This is a genomic window from Aneurinibacillus aneurinilyticus ATCC 12856 (genome assembly GCF_000466385.1).
Lineage (GTDB): Bacteria > Bacillota > Bacilli > Aneurinibacillales > Aneurinibacillaceae > Aneurinibacillus > Aneurinibacillus aneurinilyticus.
Genome location: NZ_KE952758.1, coordinates 1 through 20,579, shown reverse-complemented (window position 1 = coordinate 20,579; position 20,579 = coordinate 1). Strand labels below are relative to the sequence as shown.

The window sequence follows — 20,579 nt, the reverse complement described above, 5'->3', positions numbered from 1 at the left end:
AATGCGTCGTTATCACAAAAGCTAGGTGAGCTAAAACCTTGTGTTACACCCGAAACTTTTCTATTCTGGGAAGCCGACAAGCTCTAAGCTTGGCGGCTTCTTTCGTTCCATGTTTGTGCATGTTGCTCCACTAGTTTAAGAAACTCCTGCAACGCAGGCGAGAGCCACTTTTTTTTGTGATACGCTATCTGAGTAGCAACGCGGCACGGCTCGTCATTCCACCGCAGCGCCTGCAGTTTGCCTTCCGCAATTTCTTTTTCCACCGTAATGAGCGGGAGAAAGGAAAGCCCCAGACCGGACATGACGCAGTTTTTGATTGCTTCAATGCTCCAGAATTCTAAATCTGTACCAGGGAAGACCCCGAAGCTGTTCAAATATTTTTCGAACAAAGTACGATAGCTGCACCCAGGTTCAGTATGAAGCATTGTCTCTTCTTTTAAATCATCCGCCGTGATAGCAGGAAGCAAGGCAAGCGGATGGTCCGGGGGAGCGATAATTGCCATTTTCTCCATAACAAGCGTTTCGATATGCAAGTCATGTTCTTTAGCTTCCGGTTCCAGAAGAAATACTACATCCAGCTCACCGCTGCGTGCCAAGCCGCGCAGCTCCCAGCACACGCCGGGACGGAGAATGATTTTGACATGTGGATATCGCTGAGTATATTCGCGGATAATTGCTGGCAGGCGGAAAGCCGCAAGCGATTCGGGTGCACCGATAGTGATTGTACCGGCCGGAACATTGTTCAGGGTCAGTTCCTGGATGGCGGCATCGTGCAATTCAAGCATTCGCAAGGCATACGGCAATAACTTTTCGCCAGTTGCGGTCAGAACTACTTTTTTGCCCAGACGATCAAACAGTTTCGTTCCCAGCTCTTCTTCTAATGCTTGAATCTGTGCCGTTACACTGGATTGAGCATAGGAAAGAACTTCTGCTGCTTTTGTAAAACCTTTAACTTCGGCCACAATTTTAAATGTATAAAGGTGTCGTAGCTCCATTTCCTCCACCTTCTATCGGATTTTATGATAAGTTCTATCGTTTCTATCTGTTTTACTGATGAAAACATTATCTGCTACGATTAAGTTAAATGCAAGAAGAATATTGTAAAAGGGGATTCGAAGAGATGGAAGGAAAGGGAAACATAAAGAAATCAATCGGCCTGCCGCAGGCAGTCGCACTTTATATAGGAGCTGTGCTCGGTTCTGGTGTACTGCTTGTTCCAGGACTGGCAGCAGAAATTGCAGGTCCGGCTTCATTGCTGGCCTGGGGGCTAATGACGTTGCTTGTCCTTCCAATGGCGCTTGTAATGGGACTTTTATCCGCCCGGTTTCCAAACGCAGGTGGAGTGGCATATTTCGTATCACGGGCGTTCAATACGGGAGCCGGAGGATTGATTGGTTGGTTTTTTCTTATGTCTGTACCGATTGGAGCGCCGGTAGCCGCATTAACAGGTGCTGGCTATATGACAGTAGCGCTCGGACTCGGAGAAGGGGCAAAAGTAGGTATTGCTGCATTTATGCTCGCTGTAAGTCTATTCATTAATTATTTCGGTATGAAAGTGGCAGGGAAAATTCAGGTCGCGGTCGTACTGGCGATTGTTTTCATACTTGTCATTGCGGGAATAGGGACGGTACCTGATATTCAGGCGGTGAATTTTACGCCGTTTATGCCGCATGGCTGGCTAAGTGTAGGGCAGGCAACGGCGATTCTTTTCTGGTGCTTTATTGGATGGGAGGCCGTTTCCCATCTGTCGGAAGAGTTTGTTGATCCACAGCGGGAAGCAGTCAAAGGTGTAGTAATCGCGGCAGCTGTGGTAGGGGTGTTATATTTTTTGACAGCGTTGGCTACGGTCGGTACACACAGCTATGGAGCGTCTAATTCGACGGCTTCGCTTGTGCTGGTAGTAGAGCACCTGCTCGGTGCAGGAGGAGCAGTAGCTATTGGAGTTACGGGTCTGTTTATTTGTACGGCGACCATTATTGCGTATGTAGGTGCTGCTTCCCGGCTGGCTTGTTCTCTCGCCAAGGAAGGAAAGGCACCGCAAGTATTAAGTAGAACATCCGAGCGATATGGAACACCGATAGGGGGACTGACGTTTCTTATCGTATGTTTTACGTGTATTCTTGCGTTGTACGGCACAGGGGTTGTTTCGCTTACCACCTTGATTCAATTGCCGAATGCAACGTTTATTTTAACGTATTTAGGCGGCTGTGCCGCAGGCATTCGGCTTTTACAGGGAAACAAATTTGGCGTGGTGATTAGCTGGGTGTCCTTTTTTCTTACTCTGTTGATTTTTCCGTTTGTTGGATGGTCTGTGCTATATCCGTTAGTGATTGCTTTTATTTATCTTGCTGTAAGACGATACAGCAAGACGGCAGAGACGGAAAGTATGTTGATAAAATCGTAGCATGAGTGTGTATGATGAGAATTCTCTTCTTTTTGCTGGAGATGGTATAATAGCAAAGGGCCATATATATTATGTCTGACATTGAGCCACTGAAAAAATATTTATTCATCAAGTCAATGTTATACGTATAGAGAGGAGATTTTTCTTGGAAGCACGCACATTTATAACGCTTGAATTTAATAAAGTAATCGAACAGCTTTCAGCATATGCCTCTTCCTCGCTAGGAAGAGAAAAAATAGAAGCACTTACTCCTTCCACGGAATATGAGGAGGTACAGCGCCGTCAACAAGCTACGCATGAAGGAAGCACTGTACTTAGACTGCGCGGCAGCGCACCGCTTGGCGGCATTCGGGATATTCGCCCGGCATGTAAACGGGCGAGCATGGGAGGCATGCTGAATCCAACAGAACTGCTGGATATCGCCTCCACGCTATATGGCGGGGGCCGGCTGAAAACCTTTATCGCTTCCCTTGTTGAACAGACTTCCCTTCCTCTGCTCGAAGAGCTGCTGGAGCAGGTTGAACGGCTGCAAGGTCTGGAGAACGAGGTGAACCGTGCAATTGACGAGAATGGAGTAGTAGTCGATTCGGCGAGTTCTACGCTTTCACAGGTGCGGGGCCAGATTCGCGGAGCAGAGAAACGTATCCGTGAACGGCTTGAGCAGATGATTCGCAATAGCAATACACAGAAAATGCTACAGGATCCTATTGTTACCATCCGTAATGACAGGTTTGTCATTCCTGTTAAGCAAGAATATCGTCATGTGTTCGGAGGTATTGTTCATGATCAGTCAGCATCCGGTGCTACACTGTTCATCGAGCCGCAGGTTGTAGTGAATATTAGTAATGACTTGCGTGAATTGAAGCTGAAAGAAGAACGGGAAGTAGAGAAAATCCTACATGCGCTTACAGCACAGGTGGCAGAATCTGTAGATATATTGCTGCATAATGTGGCGTGTCTGGCGGAGGCCGATTTTATTTTTGCCAAAGCGTCTTATGCACAGGCACTAAAAGCTACGCAACCGGCTATCAATAATGACGGCTATCTGCGTATTAAAAAAGGTCGTCATCCGTTGATCTCGGCCTCCCAGGTTGTACCGATCGATGTAGAGCTTGGCAAGGAATATACGGCGATTGTTGTGACCGGACCGAACACCGGGGGAAAAACCGTATCGTTGAAAACGGTTGGCCTTTTCTCGCTTATGGCGATGGCAGGCCTGCATATTCCGGCCGAGGATGGATCAGAGATGACTATTTTTGAAAGCATCTACGCCGATATTGGAGATGAGCAGAGCATTGAGCAGAGCCTGAGTACATTCTCCAGTCATATGACGAATATTTCCAACATTCTTCAGCATGTGAACCATCGTAGTCTCATCTTATTTGACGAATTGGGAGCGGGAACCGATCCGACTGAGGGGGCAGCGCTTGCGATGTCGATTATTGATTATGTACATCAGCGCGGTGCCCGGCTCATTGCAACGACTCACTATAGTGAATTGAAGGCGTATGCCTATGAACGTTCGAGTATGATTAATGCAAGTGTAGAGTTCGATGAGGTTACTTTGCGTCCGACATACCGATTACTGGTCGGTATTCCGGGGCGCTCAAATGCACTTGCCATCGCCGCGAGGTTAGGACTGCCGGAAAAAGTTCTAAAGCAGGCGCGTGACTTTGTTAAAACCGAGGAATCAGAAATTGACACAATGATTGCGTCGCTTGAGGAAAATCAGCGCAAGGCGGAGACGGAACGTCGTGAAGTCGAGCGCTTACGTAGAGAGCTAGAAGAGGCACGCCGGGAATTGGAGAATGAACTGTCCGGTCTGGATGAGAGGAAGGACAGGTTATACCAGCAGGCAGAAGAAGAAGCTCGTATAGCTGTAGAGAAAGCACGCAAGGAAGCGGAAACGATTATCGCTGATCTTCGGCAAATTGCTAAAGAGGAGCGTGCTGGTATTAAGGATCATAAGCTGATCGAAGCACGTAAGCGTCTGGAAGAGGCGACACCTTCCTTGCGTAAAAAGAAAAAGCCGAAGCAAAGCAATATACCGCTGAACCAGCAGCCGCTTGAAGTAGGAGACGAAGTACGGGTAGTATCCTTTAACCAAAAAGGCGAGATTGTTGGGAAAGTGAGCGATAAGGAATTCCAAGTCCAAATCGGGATTGTTAAGATGAATGTGAAAGCGGATAATCTGGAGAAACTGAAGGCAGCCAAACCGCAGGTAACACAAAATATTACTAAAATCCGTTCAACACGCGAACCGGTGCGCATAGAACTGGATGTGCGCGGCAATACAGTAGAGGATGCGATTATCCAGATTGATAAATATCTTGATGAAGCGCTTCTCGATGGATTGAATCAGGTCTCGGTCATTCACGGGAAAGGAACCGGCGCGCTTGGCCTTGGTATCCAGAAATATTTGCGCAGCCATCGCCTGGTGAAATCATTCCGTTGGGGTGGTCAGGGCGAAGGCGGATTGGGTGCCACCATCGTGGAATTAAAATAAGCATATAATAAATAATGAAACCGGGCCGATGTTTTTACGTATACAACATAAACATCGGCTGCTTATACCTGATTGACGATGGAGGAGGGAGCGGGTTGGTTTTTCTGAAAAATCCGTATGTGTTAACGGCGGCCCATTTTGCGGCTGCTTCGCTTGCAGTTATCATTTTCCTGGCTATATTTGAGATGGTTACGCAGTACAAAGATTGGGAAGAGATTAAGCGCGGGAATGTTTCTGTCGCCATGGCAACAGGTGGGAAGATATTCGGTATTTGTAATATTATCCGTTATTCTATTCAACATAATGATGGTATTGGCCATACGCTTTTATGGAGCTCGTACGGTTTTTTATTGCTGCTTATCGCTTATTTTGTTTTTGAATTTTTAACGCCGATGTTTAAAGTAGATGAAGAAATTGCCGCAGATAACCGCGCTGTTGGTCTGCTTTCTATGATTATTTCCATCGCCATGTCTTATGTCATTGGTGCAAGCATTATCTAGCGTCCTGCCGGATTGCTACATAAAAAACGGTAGTGTATAATGACGGAAGTGCCCGAGGCGTGCCAAGGGCAGTAGGGGGGAGTCGGGGTGCTGGATAGATTGGCGAAAATCTTGGGAACGCTGGCTGTGCTTTTTATTCTTGGCGGCATTTTATATTTTGCCTTCCGATAATGAATAGGAAAAACGAAGAGCGAGGGATAAAAATCGCTCTTTTCTTATGTTTGTGCTAAAATAGTTACGTTTATATATGAGGATTTGAACCGAGAGGTCGGAGGAGATTGTCATGGAAAATTCGTTGAATATTGCCGTCATTGGTCTGGGCTTTATCGGCCTGCCTTTGTCGTTAAGCTATGCACGTAAAGGGGCAAACGTAGTTGGAATTGATGTAAGCGAAATGCTTGTGAAAGAAATCAACGAGGGGAAATCCCACCACCTGGAATATTTCGAAGGAAAGTCGCTTGCACAAATACTTCAAGAACAAATCGCGGCCGGACGCTTTACGGCAACGACCAGTTATGAAGAAGCGGCCACTAGCGTCGATAATTATATCATCACTGTAGGTATTCCGGTAAAAGACGGTGATCCGGAGATGCATTACCTTATCAGCGCCTGTGAGACCTTGGCAGGTGTACTAAAAAAAGGGGATACAATTATCCTGCGAAGCACAGTAATCCCAGGTACGACGGAAGAACTCGTAAAACCGCTGCTTGAGAAGAGTGGACTTGTGGCAGGGGTGGATTTCCATCTTGCCTACGCTTCTGAGAGAATTGCGGAGGGCCGGGCTTTTGAAGAGTTTATTCATATGCCGCTCGCGCTTGGCGGGATTAATGAAGCAAGCGCCAGACGGGCAAAAGATGTGCTTACATTCGTTACAGAAGCGGAGGTGACCATCTCCGATATTAAGGTTGTAGAGACATCTAAGATTATTGAAAACGTACAGCGTGACGTCAATATCGCTATGGTGCAGCAGTTCGCTCGCTTTGCCGAAAAAGCAGGCATCGATACGTTTGAACTCATCCGTGTTGCCAATACGCATACACGCGTTAATCTGCTGACTCCAGGGCCTGGCGTTGGCGGGTATTGCTTGCCGAACGCATTATATTATTTATTGCCGAAAGCGAAGGAGCTGGGGGTAGATCTTCATTTATTGGAGACGGCGCGACAAATTAATGACAGCGTACCGCAGGTGCTTGTGCACATGGCGGAAGCGGAGCTGAACAAACAAGGCAAGGCACTCGGTAGAAGCAAGGTTGCCGTACTTGGACTTGCAATGAAAGATTTCTCGAACGATGATCGGATTAGTCCGCCTCATCATCTTGTACAGCTTCTTCAGGAAACTGGAGCTACAGTAGTCGCATATGATCCGGCCGTACCGAGCACATACGAGTATAAGGCTGCTAGTCTGCAGGAGGCTGTAGAAGAAGCGGACGCGCTTATCTATGTTACGGTACAGGAGGAATTCCTGGAGATTGACTGGAATAAGACAATTGCGCAAATGAAACACAATCCGGTCATTCTGGATGGCAAAAACCGTGTGCCGCGCAGCGTAGAGGAAAAAGCGGTACTTGTCCGCATCTAAAAGGGCAAACATAATAGAAAGAAGTAAGAAAAACTCGCGGGCATTGCCGCCGAGAAAACGAGACGGCGCAGTCCGCGTGTTTCTTTTCCTTTGGGGAAGAGGTGCGGGCTCGTGTCTCGTTTTGCTTATAAGACGAAAGGATGTCGTGGAAGATGAAGGCAAATAAAAAAGTGTTGCTGGTGGCGTATTTGTTTCCGCCGATTGGTGGCGGCGGCGTGCCACGTGCGCTGAAGATGGCCCGGTACCTGGCGGAAGGCGGCTGGGAAGTGCACGTATTAACAGTAGACCATACATATCATGCCACGAAAGATGACTCGCTTCTACGCCAGCTCCCTGCCAATGTGATGATACACCGCGCCAAGGAATTTAACTTAGTGCAGGCGATGCGTCCGACGCAAAAAGAGCCGCCAAAGCAACAAGAAGGTTCACAGCAAGGCAAAGCAGCACAGCCGCAGGGCGGACTAAAGCAGGTGGTCAAACAACGGATTGTACCAATGTTGAAAAAAGTGAAAAATACCTTAATGATTCCAGATGATATGATCGGATGGTTGCCTGCTGCGTCCAAGCTTGGAGAGGAAATTGTCAAAAAGCATGAGATTCCGATCCTATTTTCTACATCGGGACCGTATACTAACCATCTGGTAGCTCGTCGTATTAAGCGAAAAACAGGCATTTCGTGGATTGCTGACTTTCGTGATCCGTGGACGCAAAATATGCACCGCTCCGGTGTGGCTTGGCGGGAGGCTTGGGAAGAGAGGATGGAGCGTAGCGTGATGGCAGAGTCGGATGCGATAACGACGGTTACGCATGGATTCGCTGAGAATTTTATACAGAAGTTTAGACAGGAAATTAAGCGAATTGAAGTGATTCATAACGGTTTCGATCCCGAAGATTATAAGAATATTGCAGAACCAGCCGAAGACGGAAAGTTTACGCTCGCATACCCCGGGATTTTCTATAAAGAGCGCAATCCCCGACTCCTCCTGCAGTCAGTAGCTGAACTAATTGAAGAAGGCAAGGTAGAGCGCGAACGTGTCCTGCTGCGTTTCGCCGGTGTGTTCGACTATCCGGGCTATAGTGACAATATCGATTGTGTGCGGCGTCTCGGATTAGAAGATGTGGTCGATATTATGGGAAATCTTCCTCATAAGGATGCGCTGGTCATGATGAAAGGGGCAGACGTACTGATGCTTATTGGGGATACGGCACCTGGTTCCGGTGTTTATATTCCAGGTAAGCTGTATGAATATATGGCGATCGGTCATCCGATTCTGGCACTGTCCGTGGAAGGGGAGTCCACCAAGATTATTCGTACATTTAACCTCGGTGAAGTAGTGGATCCACTAAACAAGGAAGAGATTAAGCGGGCCTTCCTCAATATGTATGAACAGTGGAAAGATAATTCCACAGGTCACGCGGATCGTGCGGGAGAGATTCTGCAACGTGCAGCAGACGGCGATTTGGCTATCTATAATCGTCAGAAGCAGGCCCATATGCTGGGGCAATTGATGGAAGAGCTGCTTACGACAACTCGGTAATTAACTGGACTGCCATATAGCAGGCAACACCCCAGATGAGCAGTGCGGATATGCGGTTAATGGTTTTCATCCAGCGTCCCGATCGATCCAGCGTTCCGAGTGCGCGGCCTGCAATAGCAAGCCCAAAGAACCACAGATAGGATATAAGAATGCAGGAGAGGGCAAACGTCCATTTTTCGCTTCCATTGTAGGTGAGCGAACTTGTGCCTATAACACCGATCGTATCGAGAATAGCATGGGGATTCAATAGGGATACTGATGCAGCGAAGATAATTTGCCTTTTTGGCGGCAGGCTCTGATGCCCGCCGTTTTTAATTTGGCTTTCGCTGCGCCATGTTACCCAGCCCATATACAGTAAGAAGAAAAAGCCGATGGTAAACAGCGTTGCTTTTAGCCAGGTGAATGTAAGTACAATAAGCGAGACGCCAAGCACTGCTAATGCAATGAGAAGGGTGTCGCACAATGAAGCGGTAATCACGACCGGGAGTGCCCGCATAAATGTTGGTTGTGTTGCTCCCTGAGAGAAGACGAATACATTCTGCACACCTAATGGCAGAATTAAACCAAATGCCAGTATGATTCCATGTAAAAACGCTTGTAGCATAGTTGATCCTCCAAAATATTATGGTACGTTGATTATAGAGTTCCGTGATAAGAATGTCTCCAGCCAATTGGTTGAGCAGGAAACCAGCCAATTGCAGGCTGGGGCGATGAAGGAGAAGAAGACATGAGGAGCGAAGAATGGAGACCGAACCCGCATAGTAATGTTCCGATTTATAAACAAATTGGCGCATACATAAAGGAAAAAATTTCATATGGGGAATGGCCTGTCGGCTATAGGCTTCCGCCAGAGCGTACGTTTGCAAAGCAGCTTGGAGTAAACCGGAGTACAATTGCCACTGCATTTGCCGAATTGGCTGCGGAAGGATTAATTGAAGGACGAAGAGGGAGCGGCACGCGGGTAATTAACAACACGTGGACGCTATTGGCTGCTGCAAAGCCGCCAGATTGGAGTGCCTACGTAGAAGCAGGGATTCACAGGCCCAACCTATCCATGATTCAGCGTATTAACCGTGAAGAATTCACTCCAGGAATTATCCGGCTAGGTACAGGAGAAATAGCACCGGATATGTTCCCGACACAGATGATGCAGCGTGTGTTGACGCAGACGGCGACAGAGCTGCCAGCGTTTGGGTATGAGGAGCCACAGGGGCTATATGGGCTGCGGGAAGCGATAGGTCAGTATGTTGCCTCTTTCGGCATCCAGGCTACACCGTCTTCCATTCTCGTCGTGTCTGGTGCGCTCCAGGCGCTGCACCTTATTTCGGTAGGGTTATTGCCGCAGGAAGCGGCGGTTCTGCTCGAAAAGCCATCCTATCTTTATTCGGTACGCGTATTTCAATCCGCAGGCATGCGATTGGCTGGTATTCCCGAAATGGATAATGTTGCAGATGTATCCTCCCTACTTTCTTATAGCAGGCGGAAATATGGAGCTTCATTGTTGTATACGATACCAACTTTTCATAATCCGACGGGGCGGTTGATGAGCGAAGAAACGAGAAGGAATGTGCTAGGGGTGTGTGAACAGGAGCGGTTGCCTGTAATCGAAGACGACGTATACGGAGAACTATGGCTTGATGAGCCTCCTCCTGTTCCGCTGAAGGCGCGGGACAAAAGTGGACTTGTCCTGTATATAGGCAGCCTATCCAAGACGTTAAGCCCGGGTCTTCGAATTGGCTGGATTATCGGGCCTGCACCGGTCATTCAGCGGCTGGCGGATATCAAAATGCAGACGGATTACGGTTCAAGTTCGCTGTCCCAATGGACGGCAAGGGAATGGCTTGTAAGCGGGTTGTATGAAGAGCATCTGATACAAACCCGACAAACGCTGCGGATTCGAAGAGAAAGAACCATTGAGGCGTTGAATAGGCATATGAGGGGGATAGCGGAATGGAAAACGCCGGAGGGAGGTTTTTACATCTGGCTGCGTCTACTTCCCGAGGTTTCTCTTTCTAGGTTATTTGATGAAGCGCTGCGGTACGGTATTCTTCTCAACCCTGGAACGATTTATCATCCTGAGGAACGGGATCATCTTCGCCTTTCGTATGCTTATGCTTCTTTGTCGGAAATCGAAGAAGGTATTCAGCGCTTATCCTTATTAATTAAGGAGCTTGCATAGGTTTGGTTCGGAGCTTTCCAGGATCTAGCTTACAGCGCCAACCTGCCATCCACCTTGCATATCTTTCTTGCAAACTTATAGGCAGGAGGCGGGATGTATGTGAGTATACAAAAAAGCGCAGGATAATCCATGCGCTTTTTTGTTACCTTTTAAGGGGCTTGGCTTTGTTATGGAAAAGTATAAGCCAAGTTTTTTATAGCAAGATTGCTAACAGTTGCTCTATATACTGTTCCTGTTCCTTCTTATACTGCTGTAAATCCTCTGGCGCCGAATAAAGCACTTCCCGACATGCTTTCGTGAAATCTTCCGCATCCCGGTTTGTGAACGTTACAACCCCGTTAGGGCGCTTCACTACATCGCTGGATACGGTTGGTGTTCCAAAATAAATTGCCTCCCGAATCGAGACGGCATCTCCGTCGCTTACCGTTGGTCGGACGAACAACGCGGCTTTCTGAATGAGTGGATAGAATGGAATTTTCTCATATACAAGCAAGAACCTCTCTTCCAGCCCGTGCGCCGTGATCCGCTCCTTGTAGCGTTCCAGCAAATCCTGATCGACTACATGAGTGATACAGTATATGAATCCCAGCTGTTTATTTTCCCGGGCCAGCTTGCTGAACATATCAATACATAAATCCAGACCGTATAGTTCATCCCCATTGTACAGATTGCCTACACCACCATTTGCTACAATTACCTGGGAATTCCGGTCGAACACATCGAGAATGTAAGCAGGAATTCGTTTTGTATCGGTTTCCATATCGACCGTCGGCGGAATAAAGGCAGGAATAACAGAGATTTTACGTTCAGGAATGCGCAGTTCCAGCAGTTTTTCTTTTATTTCGTCGCTTACAGCTATGAAGTGATCTGAAAGCAGACCGGTGAGATAGACCATTATTCGCTGTGCGAACCCCAGCTGTTCGCTGTCGTTGCGTAGGCTGTGTACTGTGTGGACAACTTTCTTCCCCTTCAATTTAAGCAAGGACAATGTAAAGCGCATCTGCCAGCGAAGGAAGTGATTATGAATAATATCTTCGTTTTTTTGCCATATATATCTCCATGACCACTTTTCGATCTCTGGAATCGGTACAACAGCCCGGTTCTTCTCCCCGCCCTCTCCGTTGCCATCATAGATAATAAAGGGGACTTGTTCCTGCTCTAAACGGTCGCACAAACGTTCCACATGAACAGAAATCCCCCCGGCCGGGGGGGGATAGACGCCGATTTCAGCTACGGACTTTGTTTTTCTCATCCCTGTACTTGCTCCTTCCTTGCACGGGCCAGGTTATAGACGACAGACAGAATAGCAAGCAGAATCCAGAACATAAAGTCTACTCGATATTGATGCCATACATCTTCAAACATTCCGGCGCTGGCGATTGCAATCAAAGATCCGATGCCAGCCTTTGCAACATAGGAGAGTAACCTGTCTTTGCTATCATTCATGAATAAGCTGACGATGGCCGTGCGCAGGCTTTGATAAAACATGTACAGTAGCAGCAGAATAGCCAGAATTCCGCCTGTTACGAAGTTCATCAGATAAATGTTATGAAAATGATTAATGCGTACACCGGGCATCATATAATCAGTGTACACTTTTTTGAATGTCGTCAAATCGGAACCGATTCCCGTCGGCCAGAAATCGCGGATCATGGCAAACGCTGACGGCCACATCTCCAAACGGTATGCACTGGAGGAGTCGGTTTGCGGACTGAAGATAGATAGAATCCGGGTCATAATCGTATCCGGCAGGAAATTTACGCTGACGGCTGCCGCGATAAGTCCAACGACAAGCAAGCGGCGGCTAATCATTGTTGCTAATACGAGTAATCCCAAGAATAGGGCTACCCAACCGCTGCGGGAGAATGTGAGTACAACCGCAAGGGAAATTAAAGCGAATTGCAACATGAACAGCGCACGATTGCCAAGTGATTTTGAATAGAAAATCAAGGCAAAATTCAATGGCAGAATCATAATTAAATATTGAACGAACAGGTTTGGATTCTCAAATGTGGCGAAAATCCGCTTCTTAAGCTCTGGGTTCTGGCTTGCATCTACCCAGGCTGCCGATGTATATTGCAGCGTAAAATACTGATATACACCATACAGTGATACGAGGCTGGCGGATAAAACAAGACAGACAATAAAACGATAGAGCGTTTCACGTGTATCCAGTTTCATTACCAGCAGAAGATAAAGAAGAAAGCTAATAAAGTAGTAAAGCATGAATTGTTTTAAGCTTTCTATTACATTGACTGAAGTAAGGGCTGTAACTAGCAGAATCGCTAAAAATAAAAATACAGCCAGATTCAAATGATTTTTCAGGTTGGCCTTTAGCTTCTCATAATTTTGTGCCGTAACAAATAATACAAGCACAAACAAAAGAATTAAAGCCAGCAGCGGGCGGTACGTAAGGATGGGAAGGGACAAAGCGATTAAGTATAATCCGTACTCTGTCCGGTATAGTGTAATGGCAAGAAACGCTCCCATCAATACGAATTCCCCGGCCATTCCTACTTTGTATTGTACGATGCCTATCGCCAGCAGCGCTACGGCTACCAGCAGCATCATCGGACGTGTTTTCGTCATAGTATCGAACTCCCGGTCCTACTTATTTGCGTCGAACAATTGTGCGAGCAGCCTGCCGGGAATGCTTGTCCGAATGGCAAGCCAGAGACGTTCCGGCCCCAAAAACAGAAGCAATCCCCCGGCGACGAGGTCGATGGCGATGATAAGTACGAGCTTATGCATGAATAATAGAACATACGCATGTACAAAAACCATAATGAATAATATCCAGAACACATACTGCCACTGGATGGACTGCCATCGGCTATGCAGGCGTGACAGCAAGGAGTGCTGCCCAACCCTCTCCGATAACAGTTGCATCAGCGCCACAGCTCCGTCCACCGTTTTGTGGGCAAGCCAATCATAAAATGATGCTTTCTTCAATGTTTTCACCTTCTTATTCCACGCTGATTACCCTGGACGCAAATATAGCTCCGTCCGTTCTCGCGGGCAAGTACAGGTTCGGGTAGAAGAATGTATTATCGATAATCGGGCTACCGTCTAAGGAAACGAAGCCGGTAGCTTTTATTGTCAGATAGACATCTTCTTCCCCTTTAAAATGCTGCAGTTTATACGATCCGGTTGTAGCATCTGGAAGATATTTTTTTGCCGGGACCGCTTTGACGTCTATTACCTCGCCGAAGGGCGGAGTGACTCCCATCGTTCCTTTTTGGAAGATTTTATCTCCTGGATGGATCGATTTATGGAAGGATGGCAACTGTCCTTCAATGGCGATCGTTACGGTCATTTCTTTGTGCGGCATTACCAGCTTGCCTGTCATGGAAGCTTTAAGCGCGATAATAATCACCGCGCCGATAAGCAGCAGGGTAATCAGCGCGTCTTTTAATGTGAAAGAAAAAGAGCGCTGACTCATTACTTCTCACCCGCGTTAACTTCAGATATCAAGGTTTCAATCATATATTTTGGCCCCTTAACAGACACTTTGGTGCCTGCCAAAAGTGCGCTTCCGTCTTCTCCGACGGCAGTTTCCCCGATGGTGCTACCCTTTGTTTTTACAGTAATAAAAACGGAGAACTTCTCGGGTACGGTAGACATAACCATGCGGCCGTCAGCCGTTGTTACAGCAACTTTGCCCGGCTGCTTATCTATGGAGACAACTTCGCCGATTTTTTGGTTGTTATCTTTGTTCCGTAATACGTCGCCTTTCTTGATTTGATTCACGACAAATGGGTGCTCGGCACTGTTATACAGTACGTACGTTAATTCCTTTTGCGTTTTTGGACCTGTACCTACGTCCTGACCCTGGGTGAATTTAATTCCAGCAAATACTAATGCGCCGATTAACAACAGAATCAAGAATAAGTCGAGAATATTAATTGCGCCAAAAACTCTTCCTTTTTGATCAATAGCTTTCATGAAATCCTTTTCCTCCTATTTCATCTAGCAAAAAATCATTCTTGCATAGCCTTTCCTAGAATATCATACATGTATTCTTTCGTACAACAGACCATGCCCATATGGAAAAACCCGCTTATGTTAAGCGGGTTTACTTTACATGTGTACGGATGAGCTGACGGTACAGTTCTTTCGTTTTCATCGCCATATGTGTCAGCGTATATTCTTCCTTGACGGTGCGATACCCGGCTTCAGCAAGCTTCATGCGCAAGTCCTCGTTTTCCATCAGAATAAGAATGTTCTGTTTGATTTCTTCCGGATTTTTTGTTGGAATGACAATACCGTTTAAATAATCGACGAGAAAATCCGATATACCTCCCACCATCGTTGAGACAACAGGCTTCTTCGCTGCCATCGCTTCAAGAAGGGAGAGCCCCAGCCCTTCTGAGTAAGATGGACTCACAAACAAATCCATCGCCTGCAAGCAACGTGGCACATCCTGGCGAAAACCGGCAAAATGTATACGTCCGTTCACACCAGCGCTGTTAGCCATGTTTTGCAGAGCTTCTTTCTCTGGCCCATCTCCGATAACCAGCCAATGAATATGAGGGTTATCTGCTGCAAGCAGAATAAATGCCTGCATCAAGTCCGTCAATCCTTTAACGGCGACCAGTCGGGAGACGGTGCCGATAACGAACGCATCCTCTGGAAGTTCGAGAGAGCGCCGGATATCCCTCATATCTTCATTCGTCTTAAATTCCTCGATTGGAATCCCATGATGGATGAGGGTAATATTCTCCGCCGTCACCCCATCCGATTCTAGTGATTGCCTGATAGAATTCGAGATGGCGATATAGTGGTCATTCCACCTGCGTGTCCATAGCTCCATGCGGGAAGCGAGGAAGTAGGCCAGCGGATTCGGGTAATCGTATCGTAGTACGCTGTGTATCGTTGTTACGATAGGGATACGGGGAAGAGAGCGCACAGCAAGACGGCAGAAAAAATTCGCCTTTACGCCATGTGAATGAATAAGATCGGGCTTCTCTTCCTGAAATACGCGGGTAAGTCCCTTCACAAGGCGAAAATCGAATCGTCCGTATGTATCGAGTACGATGACGCGAATGTTCCGTTTTCGTAATTCCTTGGCAAAAGTGGAGTTATAGAAACATACGACGACAGGATCAACCGCATGTCTGGACAGAATTTCGAGCAATTCGAGAATATGTTGCTCTGCACCGCCAAACTCGCCTCCGCCGATTGTATGTAATATTTTCATTTTGGACATCCTCTGTTCACTTCCTGACCCTAGAGCAGCTAAAAAACAAATCGTACTAAATAATTAAATCGTAACAATTATATCGCATCTGGGCCGATATGTTCAATGCGAGAGGGTTGATTTTTCTTATTTCAGGTATAGTATGAAAGAAGCCGTGTTTTTACATGGGCCTAAATTTCATATAGAGCTTGCTGGGTAGTAAGGAGATTATGTACATATGGCACAAACTGTACTTCGTTCAGCGGTAGTAATTATGATTGTAACGCTCGTCGGACGGGTTGTGGGTCTGCTGCGCGAGATGCTGCTTGCGCATAACTTTGCAATCGGGTTTGAAGCAGATGTTTACCGCTACGCATTTGCAATTCCGAATACGATTTTTTTATTTGTACCCGGAGCGTTGAATGCGATTTTTGTTCCGTCTATTAAAAGCATGCTGGTTGAAAACCGGCAGGAAGAGGCACGTACGCTATTCCGCAAAATGCTAACTGTAGTTACAATTATTTATTTTATTATTATGGTAATCGGGATGATGTTCTCGAGAGAAATCATGCAGGCGATGACATTTATGCAGCACGGTTCTGAAGCGATCACGCCTCAGCAGCACGCCGAACAGCTGGAGATGGGAACTCGCATGCTGCAAATCATGTGGCCGTCCGCGGTATTTATCGGGCTTATCGGCGTATTTCAGGCGACCTTGAATGCGCACCAGCAATTTTTTATACCGCAAATAAGCACAGTAATTAATGCGATTGTCGTATGCGTAGCATATCCGCTCTTTGTTCCTTTCTATGGCATTTATGGTGTCGCGCTCGGAACGACGCTTGGTTTTTTATTTGCGGCAGCATCTATGGTATATTCCATAAGAAAAGAGCAGTATTCATTGAAGCTCGATTTTGTCTGGAATACGGTTGAGATGAGAAAAATAGGGGAGCGTTTCATCCCGATTATGCTCGGCTCGTTGATCACCCAGGTGTATAGCTTTATTCATCCGGTACTCGCCTCCGGTCTGGGTGAAGGAAGAGTAGCGGCGCTCGGATATGCCAATATTATTTACCAGCTTCCGATGGCAATTTTTGTTGCGGCGTTTACGTTGCCGATTTACCCTTATCTTGTCGAGTATTTTACGAAAAACGAGATACATAAGATGAAGCAGGCTATCACCGAAGGCATGCAATATTTATTCATCTTGATGGTACCGGTAATCGTGGCGCTGGCTGTAATTCCAGAACAGTTGGTTTCGCTGCTTTTTTACACGAGTAAAAAGGGAGAGTTTGGGCTTGAAGCCGTTACATTGACAGCGACCGCGCTCATGTTCCTGGGTCTGGGTTTATTCTTTCTTGCAGCGCGTGATTTATTGACCCGTGCATTTTATGCAATGGAAAACACGAAAATTACCGTTATCGCTGCCGTCATAGGCATTGTTGCCAATATCGCCTCCAGTCTCGCATTTATGCCGTATTTGAGTCATGGTGGTGTAGCACTCGGCACAACGGTCGGCTCACTTGTAAATATGCTTGTGCTAAGCTTCTTCCTGCGCAGGTATATCGGTCCGTTCATACAGCGCTCCTTTTGGGTTACCGCCGGAAAGACGATGATCGGAGCAACTGTGATGGGGGCTGTTTTATATGCAGCGACCGCACTTGTTTCTTTCCAGGGCATTTGGACACAGAAGGTGTATATCGTCTTTTTGATTGGGGCAGGTGCGAGTCTTTTTTTCGCTGTGCTTGTTCTGCTACGTGAGCCGCTTGCTTTACAGATTATTGAACGCTTTGCTGGAAAACTGCTAAAAAGAAAAAGGGGATGATTGGTCATGAAAGTATTGGTAACAGGCGGAGCCGGCTTCATCGGTTCCCATATTGTGGATCAAGCGCTTGAAGCCGGATATGAGGTATGTATTGTTGATAATTTATCGACAGGTAAGCGGGAGCAGGTAAATCCACAAGCTTCATTCTATGAGATGGATATCGAATCGCCGGATATTGAGCGGGTATTTCAGGAAGAAAACCCGGACTTCGTTATCCATCAGGCGGCCCAAAGCTCTGTACCAGTGTCCGTGCATAATCCTGTGCGCGATGCCGAAATTAATATTGTAGGAACGATCAATTTGTTGGAGGCAGCACGTAAACACGACGTACGTAAAGTCATATATGCTTCTTCGGCAGCCGTATATGGCGAGCCGCAGTATATGGGTATTGATGAGATTCATCCGAAGCAGCCGCTGTCGCCATACGGAATCTCGAAATATGTGCCGGAATTTTATTTGAATGCATACTATCATCTTTATGGATTAAAATATACGGCTTTTCGTTATGCGAATGTATACGGGGAAAGACAGGATCCGAAAGGAGAAGGCGGTGTGGTATCCATCTTTGTGGATCGGGCGCTGGCTGGAGAAGGGTTGACCGTTTTCGGCGACGGGAGGCAGACGCGTGACTTTGTCTATGTAAAAGATGTAGCCAGAGCCAATATTATGGCCCTGACTAGCGGAGATAATGAAATCTTTAATATTAGTACTAATGAGGAGACAAGTATTAATCAGCTTATCGCTCTTATGAACAACGCACTTGGCACGGAGTTGAAGGTGAAATATGATGCTCCACGTGAAGGTGATATTCTTCATAGTTATCTTGAGAATACGAACGCTACAGAAAAGCTTGGCTGGACACCTCGGTATTCCCTGCAACAGGGGCTGGAAAAGACGCTGCATTTCTATCGTATGTCAGAGTGAAATCGGTCAAAAGAGCAAGCGCCCAGCTGTGTAGTTCATCATGACTGTCACCGATGAAGCTGGCAAATAAATGCTCATGCGACGAGGACATGCTGTACGAGATAAAGGAGATAACCCAGTAACGGTTGCGTTCGGTGATTTCAAAACGAATGATTTCGCCAGCCCGTTTTTTCCACGAAAACAAGTCGAACAGGATCTGCAGGTTAGCCTGGTCATACTTCTTCAAAAAAATTCCCCCTTCACAGGTAGAAAAATCCGTGTGAAGGGGGAATTCTTTATTTTTTTACCATCTCCTGCCCATCTTACAAAACTAGTGTTAAACAGGCAAAAGAAGCGCGATTTCGAGTTCGTATTCGACAAAGTTTTACCTTATGTTTTGTTGACTGCGTTTAAGCAGCTCGACCGCCAGCAGGCTGCTTTTCTCCGCCTCCTGTACAAGCGTGCCGATATTGCGGCGAATTTTTTCCTGTGCTGCGGGAAGATCGGCGAGCAAAGGCTCTACATTGGCAAGCAGTGAGTCGTACTTTAAATCCTTAATATGTCCCGCAGACGTCATGCCCAGTCGTTGAACGAAACGATCCATTTTGGGGTCATAAGAAATACCCGCAAATGGAATATTCATCACCGCTGCCAGGATAACCGAGTGCAGGCGCATCCCAAGAATGAAATCGGAGGCACCGATGAAGCTGAAAATCTGTTTGAAATTCATTTTCTCCTCGATGACGACTGCTCCCGGTTCGCTCATCTGTTTGACAATATCGAGTGAAGGAGCGAGATCGGCCGGATTCTGCATCGGCAAGAAGAATACTTCCCAACCTCTACGCAGTGCTTCATCTGCAAATTGAGCAATCATTTTCTTATATTGTTGTTCATTTTTCCACGCACGCACTGAAATAGCCATAATCGGTTTTTTAGTGTTCGGCTTGTATTTTTGAATTACACTTTGTCCGAAGGAAATATCCACCTGATTGGAATTAATCGTGACCGCCGGATCCGCTGTTACGTAGATCGGCGCATTTGTGACCCCTAATGACTTCAAATCTTCCCCTGATTGTTCATCGCGTACTGTAATTACATCGACACGGTTGACAATCATACGAATGAGCCGTTTGCTAATCGTCTTGGTAATCGGGCCGATTCCCTGAGCATAGAAAATAACCGGTTTACCCAGCATTTTCGCCATCATGACGATACCGAGATAATAAATCACGCTGCGCGGGCTTGTCGCATCCTGAAGCAGGCTGCCGCCTCCCATGACAAGAAGGTCGGATTTTTGAAGTTGACTAATAATAGCGCCCATTCGCCAGCGATTAAACGCAGGAATGCCGAATAGGGCTTGCGTTTCGGTGGGTGTATTCGATAAGACCGCGAGTTCCGCGTCTGGCATATGTTTAGTGAGCGAAGAGATGATTCCGTACAGCACCGTGTCGTCCCCGGCGTTGTCGAATCCATAGTATCCAGAAATCAGTATTCTTGCCATGAAAGCGACCTTCTTTCGAACCGAACTAAAACGTGTACACTTTAGTATAGCAGGTTGCCATTCAGAAAGAAAGTTGTTGCCTTTGGAGGAAGGTTTTACGAAATATCGCACCTATTAATGAATAGTATGCAAATCAAATATGCATAGAATTTACATAAGTGTATAGAATGAAAAAGTAATTTTACAAATGTGTATATATCTTTACACAAATTCAAGAATGATTTGTCGAAAAAGTGAATAAGAAAGCGATTGCAAGTTTGGCATAGCCTTTGCAATAAAATAAAAAGCGTACAGCATTTATTTATCGTTTTATTCTGGTCCAATGAATTTAGGAAACGTTCTCTTTATGTGCGCTATGTTGAGAAATTGCTGCCTTTAAGACCTTAATAATGACGAATTCAAAACTAAAAAATACGAGGAGGTTTTCAAATATGATTCCATACCGTCCCGAACCGTTTACAAACT

At 46.5% G+C, this 20,579-nt stretch carries 17 protein-coding genes; 8 read left to right on the top strand and 9 right to left on the bottom strand.

The genetic code is table 11. The features are described 5' to 3' along the window. Positions 1-83: 83 nt before the first annotated feature. Entirely contained in the window at positions 84-995 is a 912-nt protein-coding gene (locus tag HMPREF0083_RS09305; RefSeq protein ID WP_040302229.1) for a LysR family transcriptional regulator, read from the bottom strand. A 125-nt stretch (positions 996-1,120) separates the two neighbouring features. On the opposite strand from HMPREF0083_RS09305, the gene HMPREF0083_RS09300 reads away from it, so the two are divergent. The 5 genes from HMPREF0083_RS09300 (at position 1,121) to HMPREF0083_RS09280 (ending at position 8,527) form a co-directional block, all read left to right on the top strand. After that, positions 1,121-2,404, top strand: a complete 1,284-nt coding sequence (locus HMPREF0083_RS09300) for an amino acid permease (protein WP_040302227.1) — start codon at positions 1,121-1,123, stop codon at positions 2,402-2,404. 145 nt (positions 2,405-2,549) lie between these two features. Further along, the gene (locus HMPREF0083_RS09295; RefSeq protein WP_021621000.1) at positions 2,550-4,910 is read left to right on the top strand and encodes an endonuclease MutS2; all 2,361 of its coding nucleotides are present in this window, start codon (positions 2,550-2,552) and stop codon (positions 4,908-4,910) included. 95 nt (positions 4,911-5,005) lie between these two features. Then, on the top strand, positions 5,006-5,410 hold the full coding sequence (locus HMPREF0083_RS09290) for a DUF350 domain-containing protein (protein WP_040302226.1): 405 nt from the start codon (positions 5,006-5,008) through the stop codon (positions 5,408-5,410). Between the two features lie 283 nt (positions 5,411-5,693). After that, the gene (locus HMPREF0083_RS09285) at positions 5,694-6,989 is read left to right on the top strand and encodes a nucleotide sugar dehydrogenase (protein ID WP_021620998.1); all 1,296 of its coding nucleotides are present in this window, start codon (positions 5,694-5,696) and stop codon (positions 6,987-6,989) included. 152 nt (positions 6,990-7,141) lie between these two features. Then, positions 7,142-8,527 (top strand): glycosyltransferase family 4 protein, encoded by a 1,386-nt coding sequence (locus tag HMPREF0083_RS09280; RefSeq protein WP_040302224.1) that lies wholly within the window; start codon positions 7,142-7,144, stop codon positions 8,525-8,527. Here the strand turns inward: HMPREF0083_RS09280 and HMPREF0083_RS09275 are convergent. Further along, complete coding sequence (locus HMPREF0083_RS09275) at positions 8,511-9,131, bottom strand: LysE/ArgO family amino acid transporter (RefSeq protein ID WP_021620996.1); 621 nt, start codon at positions 9,129-9,131, stop codon at positions 8,511-8,513. The genes HMPREF0083_RS09280 and HMPREF0083_RS09275 overlap by 17 nt on opposite strands. A gap of 123 nt (positions 9,132-9,254) precedes the next feature. Here HMPREF0083_RS09275 and HMPREF0083_RS09270 point away from each other — a divergent pair, with 123 nt between their 5' ends. Continuing rightward, a complete protein-coding gene (locus HMPREF0083_RS09270; RefSeq protein WP_021620995.1) occupies positions 9,255-10,706 on the top strand; it encodes an aminotransferase-like domain-containing protein in 1,452 nt (483 codons plus the stop codon). A gap of 193 nt (positions 10,707-10,899) precedes the next feature. Here HMPREF0083_RS09270 and HMPREF0083_RS09265 read toward each other — a convergent pair whose 3' ends face one another. The 6 genes from HMPREF0083_RS09265 to HMPREF0083_RS09240 form a co-directional block, all read right to left on the bottom strand. Next, positions 10,900-11,958, bottom strand: coding sequence for a glycosyltransferase family 4 protein (locus HMPREF0083_RS09265; RefSeq protein WP_021620994.1), 1,059 nt, complete (start codon positions 11,956-11,958; stop codon positions 10,900-10,902). After that, entirely contained in the window at positions 11,955-13,295 is a 1,341-nt protein-coding gene (locus tag HMPREF0083_RS09260; RefSeq protein ID WP_021620993.1) for an O-antigen ligase family protein, read from the bottom strand. Before HMPREF0083_RS09260 ends, HMPREF0083_RS09265 begins: the two co-directional genes overlap by 4 nt. Before the next feature lie 18 nt (positions 13,296-13,313). Beyond that, a complete protein-coding gene (locus HMPREF0083_RS09255; RefSeq protein WP_040302222.1) occupies positions 13,314-13,658 on the bottom strand; it encodes a hypothetical protein in 345 nt (114 codons plus the stop codon). 13 nt (positions 13,659-13,671) lie between these two features. Further along, on the bottom strand, positions 13,672-14,148 hold the full coding sequence (locus HMPREF0083_RS09250; protein WP_021620991.1) for a DUF4330 family protein: 477 nt from the start codon (positions 14,146-14,148) through the stop codon (positions 13,672-13,674). Then, positions 14,148-14,651, bottom strand: coding sequence for a DUF4330 domain-containing protein (locus tag HMPREF0083_RS09245; RefSeq protein ID WP_021620990.1), 504 nt, complete (start codon positions 14,649-14,651; stop codon positions 14,148-14,150). Before HMPREF0083_RS09245 ends, HMPREF0083_RS09250 begins: the two co-directional genes overlap by 1 nt. A 130-nt stretch (positions 14,652-14,781) precedes the next feature. Then, a complete protein-coding gene (locus HMPREF0083_RS09240) occupies positions 14,782-15,906 on the bottom strand; it encodes a glycosyltransferase (protein WP_167331556.1) in 1,125 nt (374 codons plus the stop codon). A 217-nt stretch (positions 15,907-16,123) separates the two neighbouring features. Between HMPREF0083_RS09240 and murJ the strand changes: the two genes are divergently transcribed. Beyond that, a complete protein-coding gene (murJ, locus tag HMPREF0083_RS09235; protein ID WP_021620988.1) occupies positions 16,124-17,710 on the top strand; it encodes a murein biosynthesis integral membrane protein MurJ in 1,587 nt (528 codons plus the stop codon). A gap of 6 nt (positions 17,711-17,716) precedes the next feature. Then, a complete protein-coding gene (locus HMPREF0083_RS09230; RefSeq protein WP_021620987.1) occupies positions 17,717-18,634 on the top strand; it encodes an SDR family oxidoreductase in 918 nt (305 codons plus the stop codon). A 364-nt stretch (positions 18,635-18,998) separates the two neighbouring features. On the opposite strand, the gene csaB is transcribed toward HMPREF0083_RS09230, so the two are convergent. Beyond that, positions 18,999-20,114, bottom strand: coding sequence for a polysaccharide pyruvyl transferase CsaB (gene csaB / locus HMPREF0083_RS09225; RefSeq protein ID WP_021620986.1), 1,116 nt, complete (start codon positions 20,112-20,114; stop codon positions 18,999-19,001). Positions 20,115-20,579 lie beyond the last annotated feature (465 nt).